At 44.7% G+C, this 11,448-nt stretch carries 9 protein-coding genes and 2 tRNA genes; 7 read left to right on the plus strand and 4 right to left on the minus strand.

The genetic code is table 11. The annotated features are described in order from the left end of the window. Window positions 1-75 precede the first annotated feature (75 nt). Entirely contained in the window at window positions 76-1,740 is a 1,665-nt protein-coding gene (locus QO189_RS03945) for an AMP-binding protein (protein ID WP_371531617.1), read from the plus strand. Window positions 1,741-1,836: 96 nt separating this feature from the next. Here the strand turns inward: QO189_RS03945 and QO189_RS03950 are convergent, their stop codons facing one another. The 4 genes from QO189_RS03950 to hemA form a co-directional block, all read right to left on the minus strand. Continuing rightward, the gene (locus QO189_RS03950; protein ID WP_371531618.1) at window positions 1,837-2,256 is read right to left on the minus strand and encodes a DUF6691 family protein; all 420 of its coding nucleotides are present in this window, start codon (window positions 2,254-2,256) and stop codon (window positions 1,837-1,839) included. A 98-nt stretch (window positions 2,257-2,354) separates the two neighbouring features. After that, entirely contained in the window at window positions 2,355-2,792 is a 438-nt protein-coding gene (locus QO189_RS03955) for a YeeE/YedE family protein (RefSeq protein ID WP_371531619.1), read from the minus strand. Between the two features lie 204 nt (window positions 2,793-2,996). Beyond that, window positions 2,997-4,133 (minus strand): aminotransferase class V-fold PLP-dependent enzyme, encoded by a 1,137-nt coding sequence (locus tag QO189_RS03960; RefSeq protein ID WP_371531620.1) that lies wholly within the window; start codon window positions 4,131-4,133, stop codon window positions 2,997-2,999. Between the two features lie 363 nt (window positions 4,134-4,496). Then, the gene (hemA, locus tag QO189_RS03965; RefSeq protein ID WP_371531621.1) at window positions 4,497-5,888 is read right to left on the minus strand and encodes a glutamyl-tRNA reductase; all 1,392 of its coding nucleotides are present in this window, start codon (window positions 5,886-5,888) and stop codon (window positions 4,497-4,499) included. A gap of 552 nt (window positions 5,889-6,440) precedes the next feature. Here hemA and QO189_RS03970 point away from each other — a divergent pair. The 6 genes from QO189_RS03970 to QO189_RS03995 all read left to right on the plus strand — a co-directional run bounded on the left by QO189_RS03970 (window position 6,441) and on the right by QO189_RS03995 (window position 11,447). Continuing rightward, the gene (locus QO189_RS03970) at window positions 6,441-8,378 is read left to right on the plus strand and encodes a tetratricopeptide repeat protein (protein ID WP_371531622.1); all 1,938 of its coding nucleotides are present in this window, start codon (window positions 6,441-6,443) and stop codon (window positions 8,376-8,378) included. A gap of 199 nt (window positions 8,379-8,577) precedes the next feature. Further along, complete coding sequence (gene lolB / locus QO189_RS03975; RefSeq protein WP_371531623.1) at window positions 8,578-9,207, plus strand: lipoprotein insertase outer membrane protein LolB; 630 nt, start codon at window positions 8,578-8,580, stop codon at window positions 9,205-9,207. 90 nt (window positions 9,208-9,297) lie between these two features. Then, the gene (gene ispE, locus QO189_RS03980; RefSeq protein ID WP_371531624.1) at window positions 9,298-10,260 is read left to right on the plus strand and encodes a 4-(cytidine 5'-diphospho)-2-C-methyl-D-erythritol kinase; all 963 of its coding nucleotides are present in this window, start codon (window positions 9,298-9,300) and stop codon (window positions 10,258-10,260) included. A gap of 44 nt (window positions 10,261-10,304) precedes the next feature. Continuing rightward, the gene (locus tag QO189_RS03985) at window positions 10,305-10,889 is read left to right on the plus strand and encodes a hypothetical protein (protein ID WP_371531625.1); all 585 of its coding nucleotides are present in this window, start codon (window positions 10,305-10,307) and stop codon (window positions 10,887-10,889) included. 167 nt (window positions 10,890-11,056) lie between these two features. Next, window positions 11,057-11,132 (plus strand) — tRNA-Gln (locus tag QO189_RS03990). Between the two features lie 239 nt (window positions 11,133-11,371). After that, window positions 11,372-11,447: transfer RNA gene (locus QO189_RS03995), tRNA-Gln, on the plus strand. The last annotated feature ends 1 nt before the right edge of the window (window position 11,448 follow it).

Below are 11,448 nucleotides of genomic sequence, written 5' to 3' on the forward strand. Positions count from 1 at the left end.
ACCCTTTCTGTGTTAAATTACGGTGCTGCGTTACCCTATTGACGCAATATAAAAATACGATAAAGGATTATCATCATGACAGATTTTCATACTGGCCTCGGCAAAAACGCCGCCAATTATCAGCCGCTCACCCCTATTGATTTTATCATTCGTAGCGCTCAGGTTTATCCTGATAAGACTGCCATCATTTACGATGATCTTGCGCACAACAACCTCACCCAGACGTGGCAACAGACCTATACGCGCTGTCGCCAACTGGCGGATGGCTTACGCAAACTGGGTATTGATAAAAACGACACAGTCGCCGTCATGCTGCCAAACACGCCAGTGATGGTCGAATGCGCCTTTGGTATCCCTATGTCAGGCGGCGTACTCTGTACCCTAAACACGCGTCTCGATATCAATGCACTTACCTTTTGTTTGCAGCATTCAGAGGCAAAGGTGCTGATCTTGGACAGTGAGTTTGCGGAGCACGCCGAGATCATCGATGAGACTTTCCCAAACTTAATTGTTATTCACGCGACCGATAACGCTATCGATGTCGAGCCGTTTGGGCAGATGAGCTATGAGGCGCTAGTCGCCAGCTCAGACAGTCTGGATAATTGGGAAATGCCAGCAGACGAATGGGATGCCATTGCGCTGAACTACACCTCTGGCACAACAGGCAAACCAAAAGGCGTCGTTTATCATCATCGCGGTGCTACGCTCAATGCAGTGTCGAACATTTTAGATTGGGATATGCCAAAGCACCCCATGTACTTATGGACATTGCCGCTATTTCATTGTAATGGCTGGTGTTTTCCGTGGACCATCGCTGAGCGCGCTGGTGTCAACGTTTGCTTACGAAAGATTGATGCGGATTTAATATTGCAACTGATTGCAAAGCATCAAGTGACCCATTATTGCTCTGCGCCCGTCGTGCACAATATGATTGCAGGTGGCAAACCTGAATACAAAGAAGCTATTACTCATACAGTCAAAGGCTGGGTCGCTGGGGCACCGCCGTCTGAAACCATGCTAGCAGCAATGGAAGCGATGGGCTTTGATATCTCTCACGTCTACGGTCTGACTGAGGTCTATGGGCCAGTGACCGTTTGCGCTGAGCAAGAAGAATGGAAAGGTCTTGATGTAGCTAGCCGCGCCCAAAGGAAATCACGCCAAGGCATGACTTCTCATTTGATGGCAGGATTTGAGGTATTTAAACAAGGCACTACCGAGCCTGTTGCCGCCGATGGCGAAGAGATGGGTGAGCTGGCACTACGTGGCAATATGGTGATGAAAGGCTATCTAAAAAGCCGCAAAGCCACTGAAGATGCTTTCGCTGATGGCTGGTTCCGCACGGGTGATTTGGGTATCAAATACCCTGACGGCTATATCAAAATTATGGACAGGCTCAAAGACATTATCATCTCAGGCGGTGAGAATATCTCTAGCATTGAGGTAGAAAACGTCTTATACAAACTCCCTGCGATTGAAAGCTGTGCGGTCGTTGCCGCGCCACACGATAAATGGGGTGAGGTGCCCGTTGCCTTTATCGAGATTCATGCTGGTAGTACCTTGCAACGTGATACGGTGATGGAGCATTGTAGTCAGCACTTAGCAGGTTTTAAAGTTCCTAAATATATTGTCTTTGCCGAAATCCCAAAGACCAGTACGGGTAAAGTACAAAAGTTTGAGCTACGCCAAGCGGCCAAATCATTGGCGCATGAAACGCCAAAAGTCACTGCTAGTATTAAATAACATGGCAACTTATTGAGTCATATCATCAACTAACATCCATAAAAAAGGTCAAACACATATACGTGGCTGACCTTTGTTAATACTCAAATTATTTAATTAGCCAATTTTTGGCTCAAGCCACTGATAGACCAGCATACCTATGATCATTGCAGGGATAAACACATACGCTTGCCACTGTCCCGTACCGAGCAAGACGATGCCTGGTCCCGGGCAAATACCCACCAGTCCCCAGCCAATACCAAACAACATAGCACCGATAATCAGTTGTTTGGTGATGACGGTTTTGCTTGGCATGTCAATGGGCGTACCAATCCAACTGCTTTGTTGACGCTTGGCCAACAGCACACCAAAAAATGCAACGAACAAACCACCACCCATCACCAGTGCAAGGGAAATATCCCATGCGCCAAACACATCTAAGAACCCTTGTACTTTTACAGGGTCGGTCATACCTGACACCAGTAATCCAAATCCAAACAGTAACCCTGCCAGCAATCCGATTATATTTTTTAGCATCGTTGTATCTCGCTATTATTGTCTTCTATTAACTATCATATGTCGTTCGTGCTTTAGTGCTACTACTAGCAATCTCATAGCAGTCTGCCGTTGAGCATTTACAGTAGCCCTAGTACATGCCGACCGATATATACGGTCACAATACCAAACAGCATAAAGGTGACGGTCGCTGCCAATGAACGTGGAGACAGGCGGGCATTACCGCAGATACCATGCCCACTGGTACAACCTGAGCCAAGACGCGTGCCAAAGCCAACCAATAGCCCTGCGACAACCAACAATGGCAAAGAAGTGCTGATCTGTACATTAGGTAGCGGTCTTGCTAGCCCGTACAGCACGGGCGATATGACTAAGCCCAGTATAAACAGTACCTGCCACATCTCTACACGCTTGGGCTTTAGCAAGCTTGAAAAAATACCACTGATACCAGCTATACGCCCAATGCCGAGCAGCAAGATAACTGTCGCTACCCCTAGCATCAGACCACCTACTAGAGATATCGGTGTAAATGCCTGCCAGTCTATTTGTATACTCATAACGGACTACCCATTTAGGTTTATTAAGTATTTGCTTAATTTCGATTTATATAAATACATTATATTATAAAATATAATAAAAGGGTAAAAAAATACTGAGCACGTATGATTATAATAACGGCTCAGTATTCTATGATAGTAAAAGCGTCTTCAGAACGACTTATAAAAGTAGCGATATCATTTTAAAAGGTTTCTCAATCATAACTACTGGCTTAATACTTCATCCAGTGCTGATTCAAAACGCGCTACTGTACCATCGATATCGGTCAGCTTGTCCAAGCCAAATAAACCCAAACGGAACGTCTTGAAGCTATCAGGCTCACCTACTTTTAAGGGTACGCCAGCAGCGATTTGTACACCCGCTGCTGCAAAAGCGCTGCCTTTATGCATATCATCACGATCGGTATAAGACACGACAACGCCAGGCGCTTGAAAGCCTTCAGCCGCAACGCTCTCGATACCTTTGGCTTCTAGTACTTCACGAATACGTTTGCCGAGTGTCCACTGCGCCTCACATAGTTTATCAAAACCAATGGCTTTGGCTTCATTCACCGCATCACGGAACTGACGTAAGCTGTCTGTCGGCATCGTCGCATGGTAGGCATGACCACCATTTTCATAAGCGCGTATGATGTTTAGCCATTGCTTTAGATCAATACTGAAGCTATCAGACTCGGTGCTGTCTACTTTTTTGACAGCCGCATCGCTTAGCATAACTAGACCAGCGCCTGGGGTACTGCTCCAGCCTTTTTGCGGGGCGCTAATAAGTACGTCGATACCCAAGTCTTTCATGTCTAACCAGACACAGCCTGACGCGATGCAGTCGATAACCAACAATCCGCCGACACTATGCACAGCCGCGCTTAATGCTTTGATATAGTCATCTGACAAAATCATACCTGATGAGGTCTCAACGTGCGGCGCAAATACCACTGCTGGCTTTTCTGCTTTGATTTTTGCGACCGCCGTGTCGATGTCGACGGGTGCAAATGGCTTTGGTGACTCGCTATCTTCGGTACGATTGGCTGTGAGCACGGTTGATGATTTGGCAATTTTGCCTTTTTCTAAGATTTGCGTCCAACGATAGCTAAACCAACCATTACGAATGATGACGCAATCTTCGTCATTTGCCAGTTGGCGAGCCACTGCTTCCATACCATAAGTACCAGAACCCGGCACGATCACCACGGCATCCGCGTTGTAGACAGATTTTAGATCACTAGATAAGTCGTTCATCACTTGCTGAAAGGCCTTTGACATATGGTTCAGCGCGCGATCGGTGTAAACCACTGAATACTCTAATAAGCCGTTTGGATCGATATCTTGACGTAATGCAGGCATTGAACACTCCTAGTATATGATTAGATGATGACTGTCTCTTAATTCTTCGTACCGTAATATCGGGATAGGAAATAATATAGAGATTGATCTAGCTCAGTACCATGGATAATTGGTATCAACGAGTACTGATAGCGAAAAATAATGAAGATGATACAAGATTAACGAGATAGCAGGTTAGAGCAGTGCTATTGTCTGTGACGATGAGGGCTATAAGTATCGGGATACTGTCTTTACCCAAATCATCCATAAGATTCGATAGTAGCACTGATACTAGAGGTTGACAACGATACGCTCAGGCAATGATATGGCTTGCGCGATTATAGTTTTATTGGTAAGTATTCTTTGAACGGCACTGTGAGAATCTTAACGTCCGCGATGGGCATCCTGTAGCCCAGACACCACAAAATCTAGCAAATCGCTATCACCTTCGCGGGCGGCTTTACGCATGAGCTTGGATGGTGCGTGCGTCAATGTTTGGGTTAGGCGCCGTGATAGTTCAATGAGAATGTCTTCTGGACTGACATCATCTTGTTGCAGCTTGGCAATGGACTCATGCAGTAGCTTATCTACTTGATTTTGAGTACAGGTGCGGTATTGCTGGATGTCTTTACCCACTTGACGAACTTGAAAGCGACGATCTATTTCAACGACTAATTGACTGACTAAAAGTTCCGCATCGACCGCCGCTTGCCGACGCTGCTCAATATTACCGGCAATCACATGCTGCAAATCATCGACAGAATACAGATAGACATCATCAATGCGACTGATGGTTGAGTCAATATCACGTGGTACGGCCAAATCTATCATCAACATTGGCTGATAACGACGACGCTTGAGCGCTTGCATGGTCATAGGCTTATCAATCAATAAATCCATACTACCACTACAGCTGCTGACAATATCGGCTTCCGCCAATACTTGTGGCAACTCTTGCAAGGGTCTGACGTCTATACGGCGATTGGGACTACGTAACTCAGCGGCCAATGCCTCAGCACGCTCGGGATTACGATTGCAAATAATCACTCGCCCGACGCCAAGGCCAGCGATATGGGTGGCAACCAAGCGATTCATCTCACCTGCCGCGACCACCAATAATGTACGACTAGGCAGATCATCAAATATTTGCGTGACCAATTTGGCCGCCGCAAAGCTCAGCGATACCGCTTGTGCACCCACTTGCGTCTCATTACGTACTCGTTTGGCAGCGGCAAATACCTGATCAACGATCCAACCGAGCTGATTGCTCAATACTTTTTGCTCTTGTGCCAAATGCACAGAGCGCTTGATTTGACCAAGTATCTGCGGCTCACCCAATATCATAGAGTCCAGCCCCGCTGCGACTCTTAGCCAGTGGGTCAATGCGTGCGTGTCGCGGTGCACATATAGATAAGGATCGATATCTGCGAGTGGGAGCTGTTTGAATTCAGCAAGCCACGTCTTAATCTTGAGAATATGAGCGCTGATCATGCTTGATGTGACATGAGCACTGCTACTAAAATCATTATGAGAGATGGCATGGTCTGTCTGCTCATTGACTGCCGAGCTTGATGCGTGTGAGTGGTGCGGGGTCAACGTATGGGGCACAAGCGCATAAATCTCAGTACGGTTGCAAGTAGAGACAATCACACTGCCATCCGTGAAGGATTCTATTTGCTCAAGCGCGACATTCACATCGTCACCCACCAGCGCCAAGCGCTCTCGCAGAGCGACTGGTGCAGTTTTGTGATTGACCCCAATGACCACTAATCTCATTATTGATAGACCATAAACATGCCGCTCAGCTGCTCACTCACGCTATCTCATTATTTTTTAAAAGACAGTTTTTGACGACAGCGCTGAAAGGAAGACCCTAAAAACCGCTTATTATATCATTATTGCTGGCGTTAATTAACACTCACCCATCTATGATAGCTATATCTCTGTATCTGGTCGCAAATGTAACAAATCAACTACCGATATGATTGATAAAATCAATGGATGTGTTTTGGCAAATGGTCGCTAAGACCACCATAAATCATTCGCTTAGTGTCGCCTAACTTGTTATATTTCCACAGTATTCTGATCAGCATGGCTATTTGTATAAAAGTCCTAGCAAAATAACTCATGCTTAAAACAAGTATCCGTCATAGCGTATCAATAGAATAATGGTTGCTCAGATATGAGTAACACGGATGCTATTGTTTATACTGTTCATCTGCTCTTATAATGTTTGTCATGGGTACTCGTTACCACTATTTGATTTGAAATGATTAAAATAAAATTGCCTCAGCTATGTAGGTAAACCATGGGCGAACACGGCTATCTATGATGTTTTTTGGATCATTATCTAGATCACAACCTCTTTATAACGAGCAATCTAGCCTCCGCGCTTTATTGCAGGTCGTTATCGATCGTTTGTGCCAGCGTTATAAGCTAGCGTTGTCATTGGCCGTCTGCTTATGCCTTGCCGTACCTGCGCATGCCAGTCATGCTGATACAGAATTGGCCGCAAAAACGCCACGAGCATCAGTCATTACTAGCGATAATGGGGTAAATAACAACGCTATTTCTAGCACCTCTATCAGCACGACTGTTCATAAAAATAGCCAAATGACCGATAGCGTGACCAACATTGATGGTCTAGCGCCAGCCAGCCTATGGCAGCCTGAACTCAACGAACCCAGTTTATATGCTCTATTAGATGCAGAGTTTGCTGCGGATCGTGATGATAAACAACGTGCGATTACGATCTATAAGCAACAATCTTTTAAAGAAGATGCCACAGCGGTATTTGAGAGGGCACTGACTCTATCACTGCGTAATGAAAGGGTTGAGGATTCATTAGCATTTGCGAAATCATGGCAAGATCAGAATCCTGATCATGTACCTGCTTGGTTTTATGTGGCACATTTGGCACTACGGGCACATGACTATATCTTAGCTGGCGAGACCTTAAACCGTATCTTGCGTTACGATCCGCGTGCAGATTTGAGCGAAATCCTTATCGGTATTTATCCCAATAATGACGATGACAAACGCGAGCTGCTTGCCGCTTTGCAGCCACTAGATAGTGAGCAAAATGCCTCACTGTCCGTATTAAAGGCCGGTTTACTTTACCAATTTAATGAGCCTGAAATCGCTATCGTGCATATTAACCGTGCGCTAGAGCGTCAGCCTGATTATGTGCCTTTTATCACCCTAAAGGCTGATATCTTGCGCAAAATCGTTACAGCAGAAACCGTAATTAATTACGTGAGCCAAGCACGCTTGCGCAATCCTGATAGCAAAAGTTTGTACCTGTACGAGATTCGCTACTTATTAGACTTAAAACAAAGCGACCAAGCTTGGAAACTATTGCTCGAAGCCCACAGCCGCTTCAATGATGATGCTGAGATTACCTTGCTAGCAGCACTAGTGAGCTTGGATATCGAAGAATATGCGAGCGCAGATGATCTACTCAATATGCTTGCCAAAAACCCCGCTTACCTTGACCAAGCTTATTACTATCTTGGTATCAGTGCTGAGCGTCAGCAGCAGTTTGATAAAGCCAAATACTATCTCAATGGCGTGATGCAAGAAGACTTAGTATTAGAAGCACGTCGAAAAGTGGTCGCATTTGAATTACTCAACGACGATGTCGACGCCGCCATTGCTACTTTAGAAAAGCTACGCAAAGACTTTACGGTATTCGCCCCTGACACCTTTGTGATGCAAGCCGATATTTTGTGGCAGCAAAATGAGTCAGAAGAAGCCTTACGTCTATTGACGCGGGCCGCTCGTAAATATCCTGACAATGAGATGTTACTCTTTGCCCGTGTCCAACTGTTAGATGACAAAAGCGACTATGTTGTCAAACGCACGCTGCTCAACCATTTGCAAGCACTAGATCCTAGCAACTTATCCTATCAACTGAGTTATGCTCAGTTGTTATTGGTCAACGAGCGCAGCTCTGATCAAGGCTTGGCGCTCGCCACATCGATCATTCAGATTCGCTATGATGACCCGCGCTATGATAATGACCTTCATCTGCAAGCTCTAAACGTACTGGCGTCTAATGCGCTCGCGCAAGAAAACTATAAACAAGTCATCGACTATCTGCAAACCCCTTATGATGTGCTGCCGACCCTGCGCTCAGGGAGTCTGTTATTGCGTGCCTATCAAGGGCTTGGTGATAATGCCAAGGTCGAGACACTGCTCGCAGATTTGCAGCAACGCTTCTCCTATGGACAGCACAATATTAATGACCGTATACAGCTATACTGATGTTGGTTTATCGAAATGATTGTTTAGGCTAATTACTTATACATAATGAGCACTTATAAATAGCAAGCGCTCACAAATTATAAGCAGTCATAAATTACAAGCGACGTATAAGAAGCTAACAGCCGTGCATAACCGCGCAACAAATAGCGCTTAAGCTGAATGCTTTGTCATGCTAACTTTTTACTTTTAAGAGATAATTATGCTTACCTCAATTACTGCCTACAAATCTAACAAATTGACGCTATTAGCGACCATGGCAACAGCAATTGCTATTACGTCTGGTTGCCAGTCATTAAAAACCAATAATACGACCAATCAACCAACCACCATGCAAGGTCAAAACGCTAACCAACCTAAGAAATTAGAAGACTTTAACATCACGGGTAAAATCGGCGTGACGATGCCTGCTAGTGACACCTCAGGCACGCAAGGCGGTAGTGCATTTTATGCATGGGGTCAACAAAATGATCGTTTTGCGATTGAGCTGATTGGCGCGCTTGGCATTGGTAAAACCAACATTGAGTACAATGGTCAAACAGCCACGCTCGTGAGCGAAAAGACAGGCACATTGACCGCTGATGACCCTGAAACCTTGCTCAAAAAAGCCACAGGCTGGCAAGCACCTATCTCACAAATGCCTTACTGGATCTCTGGTCGCCCCGCACCTTCAGATAGCGCGCCGCAATTAGATGCTCAAAACCGATTGGTAAGCTCGGTCAATGGCGACTGGAGCGCCAGCTTTACTTATAAGGGTGATGATAAATTACCGAGTAAAATCAGTGCCGTGCAGCCACAAGGCAATAAAGTGGTAATGACGATTAATCACTAGTCTCTCATTACTAGTGCATCACCACAAAAAAATTAGCCAGTAGTGCTCATTACCATAGCCGTTTATGACTGTACCTTATGATGAAAAGATATGATTAAAAACATAGCCACAGAATCTGACTCTACTATTACTCGTTTATCTCCTGCAAAAATCAATCTGTTTTTGCATATTACAGGTAAGCGCGCTGACGGCTATCATAATCTGCAAACGGTATTTCGCTTGCTCGATTGGGGTGATTACTTGCATTTTTCACTCATGGATGATGTTGTGGTACAAACGGCCGATAGTGAATCAGATAGCAATACCCTCTGTCATCAGCTGTTGGTATTGGCTGGTGCAGAGATAATCACGGCCAATATAGAAGACAACTTAATTTTCAAAGCGGCGCGCGCATTGCTAGCGTTTGCCATACAGTCAGACGCTCTACCTAAGCAATTGGCACAAGTCACTGTCAGGTTAGACAAGCACTTACCAATGGGCGCAGGATTGGGCGGTGGCTCATCCAACGCCGCAACGACTATGCTGGTGCTCAATGAGCTTTGGCAACTTAACGTTCCTTGTGATGCGCTTATAAAAATTGGTGCAAAGGTAGGCGCAGACGTGCCAATCTTTATCTTTGGGCAAGATGCCATTGCGATGGGTATTGGTGAAGAATTGACTGCCATTGACCTACCTGACCAGCAGTATTTAGTCTTAACGCCTGAGGCGCATGTCAATACTGCCAAACTATTCGCCCACCCCAAACTACAGCGAGATATCGCTCCTCTATCGATTGATACGATTAAAAATCAATCCAATGATTATGTTCAAAATTTGAATACGCCTTATCATAATGTGTTTACGCCAGTAGTGACAAGCCTCGCTCCTGCTGTTGCAGAGGCTTTAGATTACTTGAAAGGGTTAGAATCGCAAGCACTGGGCACAGCACGCATGACTGGCTCTGGTAGTGCAGTATTTTTACCCTTAGATGCGAGCATTGCTACTGATAAAAAGCTATTGGCAAAGTGGGTTAAGGGTGCGCCTTGTGCAGGGTATCTCGTTGGCAGTTTGTAAGATGGACGTGCCCTACTCAAACTCTCAAATAAGTTGGTATTAATATGAACCATTCATATCTAAATAAGAGTCTAATAACCGCCACCGTTTTTATTTGCTTATCATCGAATTTGACTGCGTGTTCATTACTATCTAAATCTCACGATGAATCTCATGCTAATCGCTTATCCGATAAAATAACTTTGCCACAACAACTAGACATAAAAGTAAAAGACAACTCTCAAAATATAGAGGTTTCTCAGCAAGATTCCAAAGTCAGCTCGCCTACTGAACTATTTACTTACGCACCGACTCTTTCAATGCGAGAGATAAACTTTGTTTTGAAGGGCAAATACGTTATAAAAGATAACTGCTTATACTTTGTTCAGAACGATGATAAGTATCTCAGCCCTATTTTTTATCCAGATAGAGCGATTCTTTTTGAGAATGAACAAGCCATTTCTCTAAATGGAACCAAAGTTAAGCTCGGTGAGGAGGTTGTCACTAGCGGTATAATTAAAGAGCGTATAGGTAGTTACTATTTACGAAAAGGTGATATTGTCATCGAAGACCCAGAGAATACAGCTTGTTTGACGGAACCTGCGGTATTTATGAGTGGTAGAGTGGTCAATCCTCTCGTACAAAATTAACTCGCACAGCATTAGCTTACGATTGACAGGCTTAATAAAAAGACCTCTATTCACTACAATAGTAGCGATGCAACTCAGGCTAATTCACTTAGTTTCGAATAAATCCCAGAAAAAGGCGCAAATGACTTGCAAAATCTGAAAATTTACTTATAATAGGTCGCCACAATAGGGGTATAGCCAAGTTGGTAAGGCATCAGGTTTTGATCCTGACATCCGTTGGTTCGAGTCCAGCTACCCCTGCCATTTTTTAGTACGAAGCGTTAGAGATACATTGAGTATAAGTGGTTTATAAATAACCTCTTATGCTATTGTCATTGACAACGTTATCCCAGTTTCGGTATAGTTCGCAATGAACACCGCTAGGGAAAGGTTATGTTTTAGACGGCTCAATCGTCTATAAGATAACTGACAGGTCGTGACACCATTCTGAAAATGACTATTAGTCGCTATTAGCTTTCGGTTGTTCATAGCCTAGACATTACAGGGGTATAGCCAAGTTGGTAAGGCATCAGGTTTTGATCCTGACATCCGTTGGTTCGAGTCCAGCTACCCCTGCCAT

The sequence above is a fragment of the Psychrobacter sp. Arc29 genome, assembly GCF_041431175.1.
In the GTDB taxonomy this organism is placed as follows: domain Bacteria; phylum Pseudomonadota; class Gammaproteobacteria; order Pseudomonadales; family Moraxellaceae; genus Psychrobacter.